20 protein-coding genes are annotated in these 20,548 nt (G+C 53.5%); 3 read left to right on the top strand and 17 right to left on the bottom strand.

From position 1 onward, the window contains the following. Positions 1-27 precede the first annotated feature (27 nt). The gene (gene ggt / locus INT33_RS08805) at positions 28-1,818 is read right to left on the bottom strand and encodes a gamma-glutamyltransferase (RefSeq protein ID WP_193091671.1); all 1,791 of its coding nucleotides are present in this window, start codon (positions 1,816-1,818) and stop codon (positions 28-30) included. A gap of 119 nt (positions 1,819-1,937) precedes the next feature. Then, positions 1,938-4,313 carry a phosphoenolpyruvate synthase gene (gene ppsA / locus INT33_RS08810; protein WP_193091672.1) on the bottom strand — a complete coding sequence of 792 codons (2,376 nt, stop codon included), beginning with the start codon at positions 4,311-4,313 and terminating at the stop codon, positions 1,938-1,940. Between the two features lie 229 nt (positions 4,314-4,542). Here ppsA and ppsR point away from each other — a divergent pair, with 229 nt between their 5' ends. After that, positions 4,543-5,376, top strand: coding sequence for a posphoenolpyruvate synthetase regulatory kinase/phosphorylase PpsR (gene ppsR, locus INT33_RS08815; RefSeq protein WP_192538260.1), 834 nt, complete (start codon positions 4,543-4,545; stop codon positions 5,374-5,376). Positions 5,377-5,402: 26 nt separating this feature from the next. On the opposite strand, the gene INT33_RS08820 is transcribed toward ppsR, so the two are convergent. The 4 genes from INT33_RS08820 to INT33_RS08835 form a co-directional block, all read right to left on the bottom strand. Further along, entirely contained in the window at positions 5,403-5,981 is a 579-nt protein-coding gene (locus INT33_RS08820) for a hypoxanthine-guanine phosphoribosyltransferase (RefSeq protein WP_193091673.1), read from the bottom strand. Positions 5,982-6,033: 52 nt separating this feature from the next. Next, positions 6,034-7,038, bottom strand: coding sequence for a beta-N-acetylhexosaminidase (nagZ, locus tag INT33_RS08825; protein WP_193091674.1), 1,005 nt, complete (start codon positions 7,036-7,038; stop codon positions 6,034-6,036). A 75-nt stretch (positions 7,039-7,113) separates the two neighbouring features. After that, positions 7,114-7,641 (bottom strand): L,D-transpeptidase, encoded by a 528-nt coding sequence (locus INT33_RS08830; protein ID WP_193091675.1) that lies wholly within the window; start codon positions 7,639-7,641, stop codon positions 7,114-7,116. Further along, a complete protein-coding gene (locus INT33_RS08835) occupies positions 7,619-8,296 on the bottom strand; it encodes a TetR/AcrR family transcriptional regulator (RefSeq protein ID WP_192538263.1) in 678 nt (225 codons plus the stop codon). Before INT33_RS08835 ends, INT33_RS08830 begins: the two co-directional genes overlap by 23 nt. Positions 8,297-8,613: 317 nt before the next feature. Here INT33_RS08835 and lexA point away from each other — a divergent pair, with 317 nt between their 5' ends. Next, complete coding sequence (lexA, locus tag INT33_RS08840; protein ID WP_192538264.1) at positions 8,614-9,288, top strand: transcriptional repressor LexA; 675 nt, start codon at positions 8,614-8,616, stop codon at positions 9,286-9,288. 149 nt (positions 9,289-9,437) lie between these two features. On the opposite strand, the gene purU is transcribed toward lexA, so the two are convergent. Continuing rightward, the gene (gene purU / locus INT33_RS08845) at positions 9,438-10,292 is read right to left on the bottom strand and encodes a formyltetrahydrofolate deformylase (protein WP_192538265.1); all 855 of its coding nucleotides are present in this window, start codon (positions 10,290-10,292) and stop codon (positions 9,438-9,440) included. A 335-nt stretch (positions 10,293-10,627) separates the two neighbouring features. Here purU and INT33_RS08850 point away from each other — a divergent pair, with 335 nt between their 5' ends. After that, positions 10,628-12,205 (top strand): ribonuclease J, encoded by a 1,578-nt coding sequence (locus INT33_RS08850; RefSeq protein WP_193091699.1) that lies wholly within the window; start codon positions 10,628-10,630, stop codon positions 12,203-12,205. Positions 12,206-12,258: 53 nt separating this feature from the next. Here the strand turns inward: INT33_RS08850 and moaE are convergent, their stop codons facing one another. The 10 genes from moaE to INT33_RS08900 all read right to left on the bottom strand — a co-directional run bounded on the left by moaE (position 12,259) and on the right by INT33_RS08900 (position 20,081). Next, on the bottom strand, positions 12,259-12,714 hold the full coding sequence (gene moaE, locus INT33_RS08855) for a molybdopterin synthase catalytic subunit MoaE (protein WP_193091676.1): 456 nt from the start codon (positions 12,712-12,714) through the stop codon (positions 12,259-12,261). 3 nt (positions 12,715-12,717) lie between these two features. Beyond that, a complete protein-coding gene (gene moaC, locus INT33_RS08860; protein WP_192538267.1) occupies positions 12,718-13,518 on the bottom strand; it encodes a cyclic pyranopterin monophosphate synthase MoaC in 801 nt (266 codons plus the stop codon). Positions 13,519-13,547: 29 nt separating this feature from the next. After that, entirely contained in the window at positions 13,548-14,096 is a 549-nt protein-coding gene (gene mobB, locus INT33_RS08865; protein ID WP_192538268.1) for a molybdopterin-guanine dinucleotide biosynthesis protein B, read from the bottom strand. Between the two features lie 39 nt (positions 14,097-14,135). Then, positions 14,136-15,368, bottom strand: coding sequence for a uracil-xanthine permease family protein (locus tag INT33_RS08870; protein ID WP_018917217.1), 1,233 nt, complete (start codon positions 15,366-15,368; stop codon positions 14,136-14,138). A 105-nt stretch (positions 15,369-15,473) separates the two neighbouring features. Beyond that, complete coding sequence (upp, locus tag INT33_RS08875) at positions 15,474-16,103, bottom strand: uracil phosphoribosyltransferase (protein ID WP_018917218.1); 630 nt, start codon at positions 16,101-16,103, stop codon at positions 15,474-15,476. Between the two features lie 97 nt (positions 16,104-16,200). Then, positions 16,201-16,884 carry a uracil-DNA glycosylase gene (ung, locus tag INT33_RS08880; protein ID WP_193091677.1) on the bottom strand — a complete coding sequence of 228 codons (684 nt, stop codon included), beginning with the start codon at positions 16,882-16,884 and terminating at the stop codon, positions 16,201-16,203. Further along, entirely contained in the window at positions 16,877-17,365 is a 489-nt protein-coding gene (gene gpt, locus INT33_RS08885) for a xanthine phosphoribosyltransferase (protein WP_018917220.1), read from the bottom strand. Before gpt ends, ung begins: the two co-directional genes overlap by 8 nt. Positions 17,366-17,373: 8 nt before the next feature. After that, entirely contained in the window at positions 17,374-17,919 is a 546-nt protein-coding gene (locus INT33_RS08890) for an adenine phosphoribosyltransferase (RefSeq protein WP_192538271.1), read from the bottom strand. Positions 17,920-17,957: 38 nt separating this feature from the next. Further along, on the bottom strand, positions 17,958-19,256 hold the full coding sequence (locus INT33_RS08895) for an NCS2 family permease (protein ID WP_193091678.1): 1,299 nt from the start codon (positions 19,254-19,256) through the stop codon (positions 17,958-17,960). Positions 19,257-19,454: 198 nt separating this feature from the next. Continuing rightward, positions 19,455-20,081 carry a riboflavin synthase subunit alpha gene (locus tag INT33_RS08900; protein WP_193091679.1) on the bottom strand — a complete coding sequence of 209 codons (627 nt, stop codon included), beginning with the start codon at positions 20,079-20,081 and terminating at the stop codon, positions 19,455-19,457. Positions 20,082-20,548 lie beyond the last annotated feature (467 nt).

The raw sequence follows: 20,548 nt of genomic DNA on the forward strand, positions 1-20,548 counted from the left end.
TTGCACGTCACTGATAAGGGCAATAAATTAGTCGCCCATTACGACGCCTTCACGGCGCGGGTCTGCTCCACCAAACAGCGTACCGTCTTCAAGACGGCGGATTGCCTGTAGGCCGCTAGTGAGTACACGTTCACTTATCGTGTGACCATACGCCTCAAGCGCCTGCTTGGTTGCATCGGGGAAGCGGCCCTCTTCGAGATAGACATCGCCACCGGTGGTAATGGCATGGGGCAGATTAAGCGCCTCTTGGGCATTCATGCCCCAATCACGCATGGCGACTAGGGTACGTGCCGTATAGTGAATAATCGCAGCACCGCCTGGCGACCCAAGGCTCGCCACCAATTCGCCCGTCTCTCCGTCAAACACCAGCGTAGGACTCATGCTCGAACGTGGGCGTTTGCCCGGTTCAACGCGGTTGGCAACCGGCTCACCGTCTACTTCGGGTACAAAAGAAAAGTCCGTGAGTTCATTGTTAAGCAAATAACCGCCCGGTAAACCAGTCCCGCCATCGGCCATAATGCGCGAGCCAAACGCCTGCTCAATGGAAGTCGTCATGGCAATTGCGTTGCCCTCGCCATCGATGATACTGATATGGCTGGTCCCATACTCGGGCTGCGTTGGCTGAGAAGCCCAACTAACGTTTTGCTCGCCTGGGTTGCCCGGCTGCGCGCTGTCACCCATGCTGGTGTCACCAATTAGCTCGCTGCGTGAAGCCAGGTAATCCGGCGCCAGCATCAAAGTCCAGTCCCCGCCTGGCGCTTCGACAAAGTCAGGGTCGGCGATATAGCGACCTCGATCGGCAAACGCCAGCCGCGAGGCCTCGAGAAACTGATGCAGCCAACCACTGCTTGATACGCCGTCATCCAAGGGCGCTTCCAGCAGAGGCCGCTGATCCAACATGCCAAGTATTTGCATGATAGTAATGTGCCCTGAGGACGGTGGTGGAAAGCCGCATACCTCCCACTGCTGCCAAGGGGTACACAGCGGGTCTCGCTCAACCGCCTGGTAATCCTGAATATCCTCCAGTGTCATGCTGCCTGGGCGAACATCATGGCTCTGCACGCGGTTGACTAAATCTTCGGCAATCTCACCCTCATAAAGCGCGGCACTTCCCTGGGAAGCAATACGGCGCAGTATTTCGGCTAGCGCTGGGTTTTTCAGGGTATCGCCAACGGCTAGCGGTTCACCGTCTGCGTTATAGTAAAACTGTCCGGCTAGTGGATCGTTTTTTAACGCTTCATCGCTTGTAAGACTGGTATGCAAACGCTGGCTAACGGCAAAGCCTTCTTCAGCAAGCGTAATCGCAGGTACAAACAGTTCTTCCCAAGCTAATTGGCCATGCTCTTTATGTGCCTGCTCCAGCATTCGCACCGTTCCCGGCACGCCGACTGAAAGCCCGCTCGCCACGGCATCCATAAAAGGCAGCGGCTCGCCGTCTTGCATGAACAGCTCACCGGTTACCGCCGCGGGCGCCGTTTCGCGGCCATCGTAGGCCTGAACATCAGAACCGTCGTAATGCATTAAAAAGGCACCGCCGCCAATACCGCTGGACTGTGGTTCCACAAGTGTTAATACCATCTGCACGGCAATGGCCGCGTCAACGGCATTACCGCCATTGGCGAGCACTTGATAACCCGCATCAGTGGCCAGCGGATTAGCCGCCGCGACAGCGAATGACGCAGCCGACCAACCGGGCTTCTCCTCATAGCCCGACCCGACTTCTGGGGTCACTGATGGCGTTTCATAGCTAAACCCAAAGCTATACAGCGGCACTAACAACAATCCTGATAGCGCTACATTAACCTTTACTGGGGACATTACAGCACCCTCTTGCGTCTTAGAAATATCAAGGCAATAACCAAACCAAAGCGTAGCCTATAAAACGCATGTGCCCGGCACAATGGCCGGGCACAAAATTACTGGCTCGCTGTTCAGCACTAGCTAATCGTTTCGCCTGCCAGCATGAACCACGTTTCAAGCACTGCGTCTGGGTTTAAGGAAACAGAATCGATTCCTTGCTCCATCAGCCACTTAGCCAGCTCAGGGTGATCCGAAGGCCCCTGACCGCAGATACCAACATATTTACCTTGCGCCTTACAGGCTTGAATCGCCATTGCCAGCAACTTTTTAACAGCGGCATTACGCTCATCAAATAGATGCGCCACGATACCCGAGTCACGATCCAGCCCCAGCGTTAGCTGTGTCAGGTCGTTAGAGCCAATCGAGAAACCGTCGAAATATTCGAGGAATTCGTCAGCAAGCAGCGCATTGGCCGGCAACTCACACATCATGATAACTTTCAGGCCACTATCACCACCGCGCGCTAAACCATTGGCCGCTAATAGATCAACGACCTCTTTAGCTTCATCCGTGGTGCGTACGAACGGCACCATGATTTCGATGTTATCGAACCCCATTTCCTCACGCACGTATTTCAATGCGCGACACTCAAGCTCAAAACAGGGACGGAACGAATCCGAAATGTAGCGCGAAGCACCACGGAAGCCCAGCATGGGATTTTCTTCACCCGGCTCATAAAGCTTGCCGCCAATTAAGTTCTCGTACTCATTTGATTTAAAATCAGACAGCCGCACAATGACTCGCTGAGGATAGAACGCTGCCGCCAGCGTAGAAATCCCTTCCACCAGCTTGTCCACGTAGAAGGTCACCGGGTCGGCATAGCCAGACGTGCGCAGATCAATCACCTGCTGCAGGTCAGCGGGTAGCGTTGCATAATCCAGTAGCGCCTTAGGATGAACGCCAATCATACGATTAATAATGAACTCTAGACGGGCAAGCCCTACGCCAGCGTTAGGTAGACTTGAAAACCCAAACGCGCGATCAGGGTTGCCCACGTTCATCATGATTTTGAACGGGATTTCAGGCATAGCATCGACGCTTGATACTTTGCAGTCAAAATCCAGTAGCCCTTCGTAAACGTGCCCCGTATCACCTTCAGCACAGGAAACGGTGACATCCATGCCTTCTCTAAGCTGTTGCGTTGCATCACCACAGCCAACCACCGCAGGTATGCCTAGCTCGCGGGCAATAATCGCCGCGTGGCAGGTACGCCCACCGCGATTGGTGACGATGGCAGAAGCCCGCTTCATAATAGGCTCCCAGTCTGGATCGGTCATGTCGGTTACCAGAATATCACCGTCTAGCACCTTATCCATCTCTTCGGGGCTCATGACTACTTTTACCGTACCACGACCAATGCGCTGACCGATCGCCCGGCCGGTAATCAGCGTACGCCCCTTCTCGCGCAGCTGAAAACGCTCTAATTTGCCGCCTTCCTGCTGTGAAACTACCGTCTCAGGACGCGCCTGAACGATGTAAAGTTCGCCATCATCACCATCGAGCGCCCACTCAATATCCATCGGACGCTGGTAATGTTGCTCAATTGTGACGGCCTGACGGGCAAGATCCATCACTTGCTGATCGTTTATGCAGAAGCAGCCGCGCTGGTTAAGCGGCACATCAACGGTTTCAACGGACTTCCCAGCACTGGTTTCCTGGCCGTAGATCATCTTGATTAACTTGGAACCCAAGTTACGGCGCAGAACCGCCGGGCGGCCAGCTGCCAGGGTGCCCTTATGGACATAAAATTCGTCAGGGTTAACGGCTCCCTGCACGACGGTTTCGCCTAGCCCCCACGAGGCGGTAACGAACACGGCATCGCGGTAACCCGACTCAGTATCCAGGGTGAACATAACCCCTGAGGCACCCGTTTCAGAACGCACCATTTTTTGAACGCCCGCCGACAGTGCGACGTTTTCATGGGCGTAGCCGCGGTGAACGCGGTAAGAAATTGCACGGTCATTAAACAGCGACGCGAATACTTCATGAACAGCGCGCTTAATATTGTCGAAACCTTCAATGTTCAGAAAGGTTTCCTGCTGACCAGCAAAGGAGGCATCTGGAAGATCTTCAGCAGTCGCCGAGCTGCGTACCGCCACTTTTAACTGAGGATGTTGCTCCTGCAGCTGCGTATAAGCTTGGCGCAGTGCGCTTTCAAACGCGGGCGGCAGCGGTGTATCAATGACCCACTGGCGGATATTGCGACCGGCTTCAGCCAGTGCGTTAACATCATCAACGTCCAGGCGCGCCAAGGTGCTGTTAATGCGCTCATTGAGCCCTTCATGCGAGAGAAACTCACGATAAGCGTGAGCAGTAGTGGCAAACCCACCAGGTACGGTTACCCCTACACCTGACAAGTTGGAAATCATCTCGCCAAGCGAGGCATTCTTACCACCCACGCGTTCGACGTCCGCCATACCTAGCTGATCGAACCACAGAATGTACTCTTCCACGCAACCCCCTCGCTTTAAGACGTTGATGCAATCTTTTAGACCGCTAATCATTGACCATGTCACCCTATCACCGTGCCAACCTATTCGCCATTGGTCTAATAGCGAAGGGAGTGGAGGATTTTTACAACAAAACGCGAATATGGTCGATTTATGTAGTGGCCAGGGACGTTGTGCTTAACGAATGCTCGGCACACAATAGCAACCCGATTATTGATTGGCGGACGTGTTTATGAAGCGGACAGCTTTTTTTATTTCTGATGGCACCGGCATTACGGCCGAAAGCTTGGGCCGAAGCCTGTTGGCCCAGTTCAGCGATGTTGAAATCAACATGCTGACCAAGCCTTATATCGATACGCTTGAAAAAGCCGAAGCGCTTGCTCAGATTATTGAATCCACTGCGGCCCGCGATGGTCAGCAGCCAATTATTATCGACACCATTGTTGATCAGCAAATACGTGATGTGATTCGCAAAGCTCCGGGCTTCAAGGTGGATATTTTTTCTACCTTTTTGAAACCATTGGAGCAGGAGTTAGGTACTCATTCGTCTTACAGCGTAGGCAGAACCCACTCGATTGGCAGTGACGATGTGTATATGGACCGGATTCATTCGGTGCACTTCGCACTTGATAACGACGATGGCGCCCGCACGCACCAATACGATAAAGCCGATATTATTCTGGTAGGCGTATCGCGCTGCGGAAAAACGCCCACGTCGCTTTATTTGGCGCTTCAGTTTGGCATTCGAGCGGCTAACTACCCGCTTACCGAGGACGACCTTGACGAAGACGGCACGCTCAAGCTGCCCAAGGCATTAGCACCACACCGGCGCAAGCTGTTTGGTTTAACTATCGATGCCCGCAGGCTATCCGCCATACGCAATGAACGTCGGCCGAACAGCCGCTATAGCTCAATGGATCAGTGTTTGCAGGAAGTCGAACAGGCCGAAGCGCTTTACCGGATTATGCATATCCCGTTTATCGATGCGACGCGCTTTTCTGTGGAAGAAATCTCGACACGGATGATTGCAGAGACCGGCTTAGCGCGGCGTTTCTCCCCTCGCTAAGCCGACATTGAATAACACAGTTACAACTACATTCCTTTAGGGGCGAAGATACCCGGGGCGTTACGCCAGTAGCCTTTGTAATCCATCCCGAAACCAAAGACATAGCGGTCCGCGACTTCTAAGCTGCAGTAATCAGCTTTCAAGCCCGGCACCGCTTTTCGATCATGCTGCTTATCCACCAGTACCGCCGTCGTCACGCTGGCAGCCTGGGCTTCTTTGCAATAGCCAAGTATCGCGGCGAGCGTCGACCCTTCATCCAGAATGTCATCCACGATCACTACATGCCGTCCAGCCATCGGTACTTCAGGCGACACGCGCCAAAAAAGCTCGCCGCCACGCAGCTCGTTGCGGTAACGCGTAGCGTGTAGGTAGTCGACTTCCAGCGGAAAGCCCAAGCGGGTCAGCAAATGGCCGGTTGTGATTAATCCACCGTTCATAACACAATAAAAAACCGGCAGCTTATCGCCTAAATCCTTGGTGATCGCTTCGGCCATGCGATCTAGAGCGCGCTCAACCTGCTGCTGGGAAATCAAACAGTCGGCGGTATCCATGAGCTGGCGCATCGAGTCCAGCGACTCAAGGGCCTCTTTATCCAGTTTAGACATTGGGTTACTCCCCAAAAAGTAGCAGTATTACGAAAAGAAAAATCAGGTGGGATTAGAGCGCTTCGAGCTTGGCATGCGTTCGTCGCCAGCGCCCCAGCGCCGTCAGCGCATCCAAATCAGGGCGTGCACGCCCATAGCGCAGTTTTGCAGGTCGCTTATTGGCAACCCCCTGGCAGGCATCTATCACATCCAGGGCAGCGGCGCGGTCGTTACACACCAACAACATATCGCAACCAGCCGCGAGCGCAGCAGCGGCACGTTCACGTGGCTCGCCCGCTTCGTGAGCGCCCGCCATACTTAAATCATCTGAAAAAATGCAGCCTTTAAAGCCCAGCGATTCACGCAGCATGCCCAGCCAGCTGGGTGAAAAACCCGCCGGGCGTGTATCAAACGCTCGATAAATCACATGCGCGGGCATGATGCCATCAAGCTTAGGGGCAAGTCGTTCAAAGGGGACAAGGTCGCGTTGCTTAATCGTCTCCATTGAACGCTCATCGACAGGCAAGGCAACGTGGGAATCTGCGGCTACACCGCCGTGACCAGGAAAATGCTTACCTACCGCCGCCATACCTGCCTGGTGCAAGCCTTCCACAAAGGCCGCGCCTAGTTGGGCTACGTGGTGAGGGTCACCACTAAAGCTACGATCGCCTATCACGCTGGAAATGCCGCTATCGACATCGAGTACCGGCGCAAAACTGATATCCAGCCCGCACGCGGCCATTTCCATACCTAGCAGCCAGCCCGCATCAATGGCAAGCAAGGTGCCTTCTTCGGGGTCCTGAACATAGCGCTCACCAATGCGGGCCATGGCTGGCAGCCGGGTAAGCCCCTTTTTAATGCGTTGAACGCGGCCTCCCTCTTGGTCTACCGCCAGCAGCAGATCACCGCGCACACGCCGGATATCACTGCACAGCTTGCGCACCTGGTAGGCGTCTTCCACATTACGGGCAAACAGAATGACGCCACCAACGGCGGGTTCAAGCAGTAAGCGCTTTTCAGCGCTGTTCAATCGCGGCCCTTCCAGGTCGAGCATGACCGGGCCAATAGGTTGAGTCATTATCATGGATCCAACAAAAGGGCCGGTGATTTTAGACGATCAACGCTCAGAGTCAAAAAACCTTACCCGCGACCGCTATTGATCGCTGCCATGAAGCCATACGGGGGTGCCAGGCAGCGCGCGCTCAAAGACATACAGCAGATCCTGATTGCGTAAGCGTATACAGCCATGGGAAGCCGGCATTCCCATTGGCTGATTGGGTGGTGTACCGTGCAAATAGATATAGCGGCGCTGAGAATCAACCGAGCCTGCGCGGTTGAATCCCCGCTCCAGACCGCACAACCATAAAATGCGTGTCAAAATCCAGTCACGCGTCGGGTTTGCTTCGGCCAGCGGCGTTGAAAACACCTCGCCGGTAAAACGTCGACCTCTAAACACCGCGTTGATCGGCAGGTCCTTGCCAATCGCCGCTCGCACATAGTGCCAGCCATGTGGCGTTTGACCGCTACCTTCCTGTTGGCCTACACCCGCTTTGCCTGACGATATTTCGCATTCAAAGCACACCTTTTGCCCCTGCCACCAACGCAACTGCTGTGTATCGGTATCAATCTCGATCCAGCCAGTTTGGCTAGGTGGCAGCTCAGCTAGCGTTGGCGTTCGCATGATGCCCCTCTTCTACAGCCGGAGGTAATGGCGCGTTCATGGCGGCGACGACCACTGGCCGCAAGCGACGTACCAGATCACGCACGGTGACCTGTTCTTGATAATCTTTAGCCGCAATATCCCGTAGAGCATCCAGACCCGACAAGGTAAAGATGACGGTACCCAGCATAAAGTGTAGCCGCCAGAAGCGTTCTGAATCAGGAAGATCCGGCGTGGCCTGGCGGACCAGCTCAGTAAAGCGCGCGAACACCTCGCCATACTGCTCTTGAATATGACGCCGTAAATGCCCTTGAGCCTGGCTATAGGCCAGCCCGAGCAAGCGCATAAACACTTTTAGACTATTGCGCTCAGCGGGCACTGCCAGCACCGTTGTTGCCATGGTTTCGAGCAGTTCCTCCAACGGGATATGGCTATCGGTATAGCGAGCTTCTAGCTCGTCGAGCGCAGTATGAAAGCGCAGAGTGAAGGGATCCAGATAGCGTGAGAAGACCGCCTGAATCAAGGCTTTTTTAGAGCCAAAGTGATAGTTGACGGCCGCTAAATTGACCCGGGCTTTGCTAGTGATGTTGCGCAGCGACGTTTCAGCAAAACCACGCTCTGCAAACAGCACCTCAGCGGTATCAAGAATACGCGACACCGTATCAGATTGTGCCATTTCGGCCTCCAGAAAAACGAGTGTTTAAAACATGCCGAAATAGTATGCCATAACCCTAACGGGCTCAATCCTAGATACGAGAAGCTCCTGTAATCGATGAGAAAACTCATTAAAGTTAATTCAAACACCTCATCGCTGAATTGGGGTCGGCTGACGTTTGAGCCTAGCCGTTAGCCAAATGACGCCAGGTCCTTGTCTAACCTCTATTAAGCACTATTTTTATCCGTGTACTGGACAGAGGAACATACTGTATACTTAAACACATATTGTTCAAGCAGGCAGATACCGACTGTCTTTTATCGTTTATGGAGTTTGGTATGTCTCGACCACTCACAGCACGTCAACAGCATGTTTTTGATTTTATCGTAAAAACCATGGGTGAATTCGGATATCCACCCACTCGCGCAGAAATTGCCAAAGCGCTAGGGTTTAAATCGCCCAATGCTGCTGAAGAGCATTTGCGCGCGCTTGAGCGCAAGGGTGTGATCCGCATTATTCGCAATACATCACGCGGGATTCGTCTGCCTAACCAGGATGTTCAGGAAGTGAGCGATTCGCCTGCTCCTGTGGCGGCCAATAGTGATCTTCCCCCGGCCGGCTTGCCCGTTATTGGCGAAGTTGCCGCGGGCAGCCCCATCTTGGCGGCTGAACACATTGACCGCTACTGCCCGCTGCCAGCAGAGTACTTCACGCCCAAGGCCGACTACCTGCTGCGTGTGCGCGGCCTGTCGATGAAGGATGTTGGCATTCTTGAAGGCGACTTGCTGGCAGTGCATCGCACTGACCGCGTACGTGACGGGCAGATCGTTGTCGCGCGCCTGGAAGATGAAGTTACCGTGAAGCGCTTTAAGCGTCAGGGCCATCAGGTAACGTTAATGGCCGAAAACGCTGATTTTGCCCCTATCGAAATCGACTTGCGCACTCAGTCACTGGATATTGAAGGCGTCGGGGTGGGCGTTATCCGGGGCGGCAACGGTCAAGCACTCGGCTAATGTACCGCTTGTGGTGAGTTGGCGGCAGAGCATCGTGTTAAGAATATAATTTCTTAAGAACAGAGAATACAGCGTCTTGATAGCTTTCAAGCGGGTGGCCATTTCCATGGCCACCCGCTTTTTTTTGGCTTAAACGCAACTACGGGCGTTTAGCTGAATACCACCGTCTTATTACCGTGAATCAATACGCGGTCTTCCAGGTGCCAGCGCAAGCCACGTGCCAGCACGGCTTTTTCCACATCGCGGCCAAAACGAACCAGATCAGTGGGTGTATGGCAATGGCTCACGCGATGGATATCCTGCTCGATAATCGGCCCCGCATCCAGCTCCTCGGTCACATAGTGACAGGTCGCACCAATCAGTTTTACACCGCGCTCATAGGCCTGATGATAAGGCTTGGCACCCGCAAAAGAGGGCAGGAAGCTGTGGTGAATATTGATCACCTGACCGGCATACCGCTCGCATAGTGACGGCGGCAGAATCTGCATATAACGTGCCAGCACGATGCAATCCGCGCGCGCATGATCGATATGCTCTTTCACTTGGGCAAACGACGCTTCTTTATTGTTCGGATCAACCGGCACATGGTGATAAGGAATACCGTACCACTCGGCGATTGAACGCATGTCTTCGTGATTGGAAATCACACCGGCGATATCGCAATCCAGCTCACCCGCCTGCCAGCGATACAGCAGATCCACCAGGCAATGGGACTCACGCGAGACCATCAGTACCACCCGACGGCGCTTTTGAGTATCGACCAGCGACCATTGCATAGAAAACTCTTGAGCGATCGGTTCAAAGGCACTGCGCAACGTTTCAGCGGACATCCCTAGTGAATCAGCCAATATTTCGTAACGCATAAAAAACCGGCCCGTTTGCAAGTCAGAGTGCTGGCTGGCTTCGGTAATCGAACCGCCCTGCTGAGCTATAAAACTTGATACACGAGCAACAATGCCTACCTGATCAGGGCAGGAAACGACCAAACGATAATAATGAGACATACGGGATACTCTTTGATCTGCGAAATACTTTTGACGTAATGCAGTAGTTAGCTCAATGGATCATACAAAGGATAATGCCAAAGGCAGTTCAACGGCGCAGCGAACAGACCTAGCACTGCGCCGACAATAAAGACCGCCTAGTGTACCGGAACACCTTTCACGAAGCACCGGCCTCATATGCCATGGTCATTGTTAGCCGCCCCTGCCTTCCCGTATAGTTAAGGCATTACTTTTTAGGCTTTTCATAACTGATGCATCCACCACGCGTTCAACTTCGTCCCCGCCGTCGCCCTCCTCTGCGCCTACTGCCGCTGGGTGGGTGTGGTGAAATCGGCATGAATCTAACGCTATATGGATACGACGATCATTGGATCGCGGTCGACTGCGGCATGATGATTCGCCAGGATCTGCCCAATTCACCACTTCAAGTGCCCAATCTGGATACCCCGGAGGCCCTGGGCATCACTCCCCAGGCGCTATTTATCACCCATGGCCACGAAGACCATATTGGCGCGGTTGCCTGGCTATGGCCCAAGTGGAACTGTCCAATTTATGCAACGCCGCTAGCCGCAGGCCTGTTACGCTTAAAATTCGCCGAACATCAGTTAAGCAGTACGGCCATCAAGGTAATCGAGCCCGGCGAAGCAATGGAAAGCACGCCGTTTTCGGTACGCTACATGCCTCTGACCCATTCGATTCCTGAAAGCTGCGCGCTGATGATACTGATTGGCGGCTACCGCGTACTGCATACCGGTGACTGGAAGCTGGATCCTAACCCCCTTATTGGTGACCCCATTAATGCGGCCCATTTTCGGGCGCTCGCCCCGGTTGATTTAGTGGTTGGGGATTCAACTAATGCTCCTCTGCCGGGTCACTCGGGCAGTGAAGGCGATGTGGCTAAAGCGCTGTCTAAAACCTTGGGCGAATGCAAGGGCCGCGTGGTGGTCTCCTGCTTTGCAAGCAACCTAGCGCGAGTATTAGCCATTGGCCGGGCGGCGCACCAGTGTGGACGCCGAATTAGTTTAATGGGTCGCTCAATGGAGCGGATGGTGGGTGTTGCACGAGGCCTTGGCTATATGGATGACTTGCCAGCCCTCGTTCCATCGCATGATCTTGGCTATTTACCTCCAGATGAAGTGGTCATTATCGCTACAGGCAGCCAGGGTGAACCGCGTGCAGCCCTGCAAAGGCTTGCTCAGGGGCGCCATCCGTTTATTGACCTTGAGCCCGGCGATAACGTTATTTTCTCCGCCAAAACCATTCCGGGTAACGAACGCCCAATTGAGCAGCTAAAACGGCGTCTAAAGCAGTTAGGGGTGACGATTTTTGATGAGATAAATCACCCGGAGCTGCATGCTACCGGGCACCCGGCGCAGGAAGAACTAACCAAGTTTTATCAGTGGGTACGGCCAAAACACCTTATCCCGGTACACGGCGAGGCTCGCCATCAGCAGGCGCATCAGGCCATTGCCCAAGCCCTTGATATTAGCGCGCCTTTAGCGCCCGTGAATGGCGACATTATCGTGCTGGATGGTCAGGGGCTCCGCTGTGAAGCGCGCCACCCCCAACCACCCTGCATCGTTAATCAAAATAGTGTTGTGCCACATCCAGGCTTGGAAAACGCTAAAGCCACGGCCCGCCGAGGCAGTTTGTACCTTGCGCTACCGGTCACGGCTAGTGAGACAGGCTGGTGGCGCATAGGCCGCCTGATGCTAGATACCAGCAGTGCAAGCCCCCTGGATGAAGATAGCTTTAGTGAATGGCTGGATGATCAGCTTGAGGATATTGAAGCCGATACGTTAGCGGACCTACGCTTTGCGCTTCAGCCGCGCTTGATTCATTGGCTGGCAGAACATATGCAGCATATGCCCGACGTACATTTGCAAATTATGGCGGCCGAAGCGCCCTTATAAATGTAAGCCTTGTTTTAGGGCTAAGCGCTAGCGTTCCAGAGCATAGGCCCGCCCTACGTCCAGCGAGCCGCATCCTGGGTATCTGTGGTGCGCTCTTTTACCCAGTATTCGCCTTGTCCCGAGTGCTCTTTCTTCCAGAATGGCGCTTGGGTCTTTAAAAAATCCATTATGAAGTCGCACGCCTCAAAGGCTTCGCGTCGGTGGGCGCTGGCGACCAGCACACGTACGATCGGGTCGCCTGGCGTGAGATACCCAACACGATGAACGATGTACACGGCCTGCAGCGACCAGCGCTGCCAGGCCTGCTCACCAATACTTTCCAGCGTTCGCTCCGTCATGCCCGGATAGTGTTCAAGGGTCAACCCCGTCACATCCGGGGTTTCATTGAAATCACGCACCAAGCCGGTAAAACTCACGACAGCGCCAATGTCGGTACGCTGTGCCAGCACTTGCTCATAGCCATCAGCTAACGCAAACGGTGTAGCCTGAACATGCACCCGGATATTCATGATCTAGCCTCCGGTCACCGGTGGAAAAAACGCCACCTCATCCTCGTTGGTAATACGCGCACTGTCGTTGGCCATGACCTGATTAATCGCACATAGCGTACGCTGGTCGTTGAGCACGCTAAAGCGCGGATCACGCTGGCTTAAAGCGGCTTTTAAACCGGCAATATCGCAGCTGGGCACTTGCTCCAGATCGAGCACGATATCACTCACGCCTACTCGCTCACGCAGCTCGGCCAAGAACTTTACCCGAACGCAAGGCGAGGCACAGCGCTCTCCTAGGGTTACCTCTCCCGTTGCCCCATCACCTGTTACGATTGGCGCCGCTGGGCGGGCATCACGCTGATAATCTCCCCGCACGCCGCCGTGTTTGCTTTCCAATTGGACAGCATCGATGCGCATATCTTTATCCACGGCTTTGCACATATCGTAAAGCGTCAAACAAGCAACCGATACGGCAGTCAGCGCTTCCATCTCAACACCGGTACGCCCATTCAAACGGCATAGCGCCGTCACCTTGACGCAGCTGTCTTGCTGGTCGATCTCAAACTCTATCGATACTTTAGAAAGCGCTAGGGAGTGGCAAAGCGGAATCAGCTCATGGGTACGTTTGGCGGCCTGTATACCGGCGATACGCGCAGTGGCAATAACATCGCCCTTGGGAAGCTTGCCGTCACTTAGCAAGTTAAGCGTTTCAGGCTGCATGATAATCCGCCCCGAAGCGACTGCCTCACGGCGCGTTTCGCGCTTATCACCAACATCAACCATATTAGCCTCACCACGCGTATTGAGGTGGGTTAGCTGCATGTTTTCACCTATCGTTTGAAGCCATCGTTTTAAGCTGGACTGTTGGGTTGGGTGCTCACCCAGGCAAGCACCCAGCGGGTAATCGCATCAAGATCATTCAGGTCTAACAGGGCCACTGAGGGGCTAAGTTCAATCGGTGCCTCTGCGTCGAGCGCGACGGCTTGTAGCGTTGCATCATCAAGAATTGATGTCTCTCCAATGCCCTTACGATACAGTACAAGTTTGGGAATGGGCCATGCTTTAAATCCTTCTACAATGACCAGATCCGGCTGATGATGAGCCATCATCGCCAGTAACGCGCCCAGGTCAGGCTCCTCTTGGTCGGGCGTTTCCTGCATGAGTGCAAAGCGTTGCCGTGATGCGACCAGCATTGGAGACGCCCCGGCACTGCGCAGCCGATAGCTGTCTTTGCCAGGCTTATCTACATCAAAGTTGTGGTGGGCATGCTTGATAACGCCAACATCCAGCCCTGCCTCGCGTAATCGCGGCAGTAATTGGGTCAGTAGCGTGGTTTTACCCGTTCCACTCCAGGCGGCAATACCTAGTACAGGAAACGTTGTCGTTATGCTGCCTACCATCTCCCCATACTCCTTCTAACAGCGTTTAACATGCGTCGCTTACTCACCTTCCCGCTCGCGCGGCAGTAGCCAATTTAACGCAATCCCCACAAGTGCGGCCAGGCTAACGCCCTGTAGCGTGAACTGACCTTCGCCAAACTGCATGCCGCCAATCCCGAAAACCAAAATCAAGGATACCACCACCAGATTACGTGGCGCCGTTAACGACTGCCCGGCACGTACCAGCGTATTCATTCCCACCACGGCGATTGAGCCAAACAGCAGTGTCATGATACCGCCCATCACGGGTCCAGGGATGGTTTGCAAAAGCGCCCCCAGCTTAGCCACAAACGCCAGTACGATGGCAAGCACGGCTGCCACAATCATGTAGGTAGGGTTAAAGGCACGGGTTAGCGTTACCGCCCCAGTCACTTCGGAATACGTTGTATTGGGTGGCCCGCCAAACAACGCCGCGACCGTCGTCGCCAAACCATCGCCTAATAACGTGCGATGCAGGCCTGGTTTTTCCAAATAGTTTTTCCGCGTTACCGAGCCAATCGCGACCATATCACCGATATGTTCGACCGCAGGCGCAATGGCGACAGGAATCATGAATAAAATGGCCGCCCAATGAAAACTGGGCGCGGTAAAGCTGGGTAGCGCCAGCCAGGCCGCTTCGCGAACCGGGGTGAAATCGACGACTCCCATAATCAACGCCAGCGTATAACCCGTAAAAATCCCTCCCATAATGGGCACCAGGCGTAACAGGCCACGGCCGAAGACCGCCAAGACCAAGGTGACCAGCAGACTAGCCATCGATAAGAAAATGGCTTGTCCATAGCTGATATTATCGCTGGTTTCACCGGTTGCCATGCTTACCGCAACAGGCGCCAGCGCCAAGCCAATCACCATGATGACCGGCCCCACCACGACAGCAGGCAGTAAGCGGTTAAGCCAGCCAACCCCACGTAGACGCACGGCCTGAGAAATGGCGACATACACCAAGCCTGCCACCATTAACCCGCCCATGGTGGCCGATACCCCAAAGCTTGCAATGGAGCCTTGTATGGGCGCGATAAAAGCAAACGAGGAGGCCAGAAATACCGGCACCGTCTTTTTCGTGACCGCGTGAAATACCAACGTACCCACACCGGCAGTGAACAGCGCGACGCTTGGATCCAGCCCGGTTAACAGCGGCACTAACACCAACGCGCCAAAGGCGACAAACAGCATTTGCGCACCGGTCAGCAGTACCTTTGGCCATGACTCTGGCTGGCTGACAGCATCACTCATCACACAACTCCTAAGGGTTTGTTATTCATATTGAGGGGGCAAAAATTGAGAGGGCAAAAAAATGCCCCTAGCGCGAAGCGCAAGGGGCAATATCAGACGGAGCGCTTAGCGCGTTCCAAAAATCTTGTCTCCGGCATCTCCCAAGCCTGGGACGATATAGCCGTTTTCATCCAACCGGTCGTCTACCGACGCGGTATAAATTTCAACATCGGGATAAGCCTCCTGCACCCGTTTGATCCCTTCTGGTGCCGCGACCAGAACAATCACTTTCATATGCTCGCAGCCACGCTCGCGCAGCATATCAAGCGTTGCGACCATCGAGCCGCCGGTTGCCAACATCGGATCAATGACCAGTGCCATACGCTCTTCAATATCGTTGGCGAATTTCGCAAAGTAAGGAACCGGCTGCAGGGTTTCTTCATCACGGTAAAGGCCCACAACACTGACGCGCGCACTGGGAATCAGATCCGTCACGCCTTCAAGCATACCTAAGCCAGCGCGCAAAATAGGGACGACAGTGACCTTTTTACCTTTAAGGCGGCGCGTAGCGATAGGCTCGCCATTCCAACCTTGAATCTCATGGTCTTCAAGCTCCAGGCCTTTGGTCGCCTCATAGGTCAAGAGCTTGGCCACTTCACCTGCCAGTTCACGAAAGCTTTTAGTGCTTAAATCAACTTCGCGCATCAGTCCCAGCTTATGTTGAACAAGCGGATGGTTAATGGCGTAGACACTCATGGGGCTTCCTCACTGCAGGGATATCAGGATGGCGACGTAGGTCGCATCTTCAGGCATACAAAATTGCGCGCCATTCTACCTGTATCTGACCACTAGGTTAAGCGCTTTCGGGCAGTTGCCAGTCAATAGGCGAACGCCCCTGTTCTACCAGGAACTGATTCGCTTGAGAAAACTGGTGGTTGCCAAAAAAACCACGATGAGCAGACAGCGGCGAAGGATGGGGCGACTCCAACACTAAATGGCGCTGCTGATCGATTAGCGCTTTTTTCTGGCGCGCATGGCTGCCCCACAATAAAAACACGCACGGCGGAGCATGCTGGCTTACCGTTTCGATTGCTCGATCCGTAAACTGCTCCCAACCTTTGCCCCGGTGAGAGGCAGCATTACCCTGCTCAACGGTCAAGGCCGTGTTTAACAGCAGCACTCCCTGGGTAGCCCAGCTAACCAGGCTGCCATGGCGTACCGGCTTAAAGCCTACATCGCTTGCCAACTCTTTATAAATATTGACAAGTGACGGGGGGATTTTCACCCCCGACTGAACGGAAAAGCTTAATCCATGCGCCTGGTTAGGCCCGTGATAGGGGTCCTGACCGAGGATAACGACTTTTACATCTTTCAATGGCGTCAGCTCAAACGCCCGAAACCAATTGGAAGAGTGGGGATAAATAACTTTTTTAGCCGTTTTCTCTTGGGCCAAAAACTGTTTCAAAGCCTTCATGTAATCTGCTTGAAACTCATCACCGAGCCATTGGCCCCAGTCGTTCGTCAGTGGATTAGTCATAATTCCTTTTAACTTGGTCAACAAGTGGCTCTACATATGCAACGCCCATATCCCAAGGGAACTGGATCCAGCATTGCTGAGCCACTTCAGTGAGATATTGGTCCACTAAAGGACGCCCTTCTGGCTTAGCATAGATAGTCACAAAATGGGCTTTCGGCATCATTTCACGCACTGCACGCGCGGTTTTACCAGTATCCACCAGATCATCGACCAACAGCCAACCTTCACCATCGTGGTCAACGCCCTTCATGATATTCAGGCCGCCCTGATCCATATGGTCATAGCTTTTAATACAGATCGTATCAATCAGGCGCACGTTAAGTTCGCGGGCAATGAGTGCCGCCGGAATTAATCCACCCCGGGTGATCGCCACAATACCTTTAAAGTCCCGCTCGATCATTTGATGGCAAAGCTGGCGCACATCGCGGTGCAACTGGTCCCAGGAAATGGTGAAATGCTGGTGATAGCGTTCGCTGCTCATGAGAGGCGTTACTCGTCTTCGTTGAAAGAACATACCGCGAATACGCTAAAACCAGCATCGCGAATTTTCTGAGAACCGCCCAACTCGGGTAGGTCAATAATCGTGGCAGTTTCTACTACTTGTCCGCCAGAACGCTGGATAAGGTTGGCGGCGGCCAACATAGTGCCACCAGTGGCAATCAGGTCATCCATCAGCAGGATCCGGTCACCCTCCTGAAACGCATCAGAATGCAGCTCAACTTCAGAATGGCCGTATTCCAGCTTGTAGGTTTCACTGATCGTTTTAAAAGGCAGTTTGCCTTTTTTACGAACCGGTACAAAGCTACAGCCCAGCTCATAGGCAAGCGGCGCACCGATAATGAAACCACGCGCATCAATCGCCGCGATGGCATCTAAATTCATTTCCTGATAGCGATGTACAAAACTGTCGATCAGCTTGCGAAAAGCCGCACTGTTTTGTAATAACGGAGTGATATCTCGAAAGTTCACCCCCTGCTCAGGCCAATCAGGAACGGTGCGAATAACCGACTTAATGTAGTCGCCGTAGATGCTCATCGCGTCTCTCATAGATTAATAATAAATAGCCTGGGCGCTTAACCCAAGAATAGAAACTTCGCTGCAAACAGCAATGCAAGGATCACAACGGCCGGGTTCAGGTCACTAAACCGGCCAGACAGCGCTTTAATACCCACAAAGCTTATAAACCCTAAGGCAATACCGTCAGCAATAGAGAACGTGAGCGGCATCGCCAGTGCAGCAATCAGTACCGGTGCTGCATCGGTCGGATCTTCCCAGTTCGCATGAGCCAAACTGCCGGCCATAAGAACCGCCACGTACAATAGAGCGCCTGCCGTGGCATACGCGGGTATGGAGCCCGCCAGAGGCGCAAAGAAAAGGCTGATTAAAAACAACACGCCAACCACTACGGCGGTTAACCCGGTTCGCCCACCAGAGGCGATACCCGCGGTTGATTCGATATAGCTGGTGGTGGTCGAGGTGCCCAGCGCCGCCCCAGCCATGGACGCGGTACTATCTGCCATCATGGCGCGCCCGATACGCGGCAATTTACCATCTTTATCCAACAGCTTGCCCCGGTGAGCAACGCCCACTAGCGTGCCGGATGTATCAAACAGGTCCACGAACAAAAACGCGAAGATAACGCTAAGCATTGCGACATCCAATGCGCCCATCAAATCCATCGCCATAAAGGTAGGCGCGATAGACGGTGGCATTGACATCAACCCTGCATACTCATTGTGACCCAGCAGCATCGCCAGCAGAGTAATACCCAGGATACCGATCAACACTGCACCTTTGATCCGCAGGTAAGACAGCGCAGTGATCACAAAAAAGCCTAGCAGGGCATATAAAGGCGCAGGCTGTGACAGATCGCCCATTGAGACAAAGGTCGCCGGATTAGCGACCACAATGCCGGAGTTTTTAAGCGCAATCATGGCCAGGAAAAGACCAATCCCCGCCGCGATCCCTAAACGCAGCGACATGGGAATGGAGTTAATGATCCACTCGCGAATCTTAAAAATACTCAGCAAGAAAAAGGTCAGGCCCGAAAAGAAGACCGCGCCCAGTGCGGCTTCCCAGGTGTAGCCCATGCCCAGTACCACGCCATAGGTGAAAAAGGCGTTAAGCCCCATACCGGGTGCCTGAGCGATAGGGTAATTAGCCCAAAGCCCCATGACGAAGCAGCCAATCGCCGCCGCCAAGCAGGTCGCCACAAAGACGGCGCCGTAGTCCATGCCCGCTTCTGACAAAATACTGGGGTTCACGAATATGATATAGGCCATGGTCAGGAACGTCGTGATCCCGGCAACAACCTCCGTCTTCACATTCGTGTTCAGCTCGGTCAGATTGAAATAGTTATCCAGAAGTTTCATGAATGTTTTTATCCTTCGCGCAAACGCAAAATGCGTCCCCTTGGAGCGAGAAAAGCCGCACATGTTACCGAAAGGTACCGTGTGATGCGAGTACCAAACGCGCAGCCAGTTGAGGCGGAAGAGCCTCCGCCAGTAATAACGCTAGCAATCTTCAGGCCATCAACTAACCAATCGGTCAGTTAGCTTGGTTCCAAATCGTTATGCGCGCTTGGCCAACACACGCTCAACGGTTTCAACAATGACCTGGGTTTGCGGGTCAATCTCAATATTGACGTCATCGCCAGGCAGGCGCTCGCTGAGCATTGTGCGAGAAAGCGTTTCCGGAATCAGATTAACGCTGAACTCAATACCGTTGTCGTCTGATGCACAGCGTACATCCCCAACCGTTAAGCTAATACCATCCACCCCGATATAGCCTTTCTCAAAAACGAAGCGGCCAATCGTGTCAGGTAAGGCAAACCATAGCCGACGATTATTAGGCGCTTCTTCGATGGCCACCACGTTTGCCATACAAATAATGTGACCAGACATGGAGTGCCCACCAATCTCATCACCAAACCGGGCGGCACGCTCAATATTGACGCCTCCTCCCGGTGCAAGTGCACCAAGATTAGTCAATCGTAGGGTTTCCCGCATCAAGTCGAAACTAACGTTATCGCCGTTAATCCCGGTAACGGTGAGGCACACCCCGTTATGGGCCACTGAGGCACCGATTTCCAATCCCTCGCGCATGGCCGCAGGCATAGCCACTACATGGGTTCGAAACTCGTCAAGTTCATGCACCTCTACTACGGTCGCGATACCCTGCACGATGCCGGTAAACATAATGAATCCTCTAGTACGTCATCTTGAAAGCGCTTATTCAAACATGAATTAACAAAGGCGCAAGTTTACGCTCCTGAACAAAATAATGCGCTTATCGCGCGGCTAATAAGCCTAAGAATATATGGCTCGCCCTGGCATTAATTATCAGCCTTGATTCCGCTATGAAAAGTTAAATACACCAAAACAGTGGCTAAATTTACCAAATACCTCTGACGAAGCGATGTCCAACGTAAAATCAGCCGGTTTCAATTGACAACCTGGGGGCTGCTCTTTAGACTTTTGGCCCATGTAATGACGCCGATTTGTACCCATATTGCGGGCGTCCATCAAATCAATGATTTGGTGAAGTGCAGCTAAAAGGGTGTGTCCAGCGTTGATGGCCACCCGTCAGGGTGGCCTTTTTTTTATATCCCGCCCTGCGCTTGCTCCCTCGCACTCCGTCTAAGGCCTCCCATTAAGGCAGACGC

Origin of the sequence: Halomonas colorata, from assembly GCF_014897985.1 — a bacterium.
Lineage (GTDB): Bacteria > Pseudomonadota > Gammaproteobacteria > Pseudomonadales > Halomonadaceae > Vreelandella > Vreelandella colorata.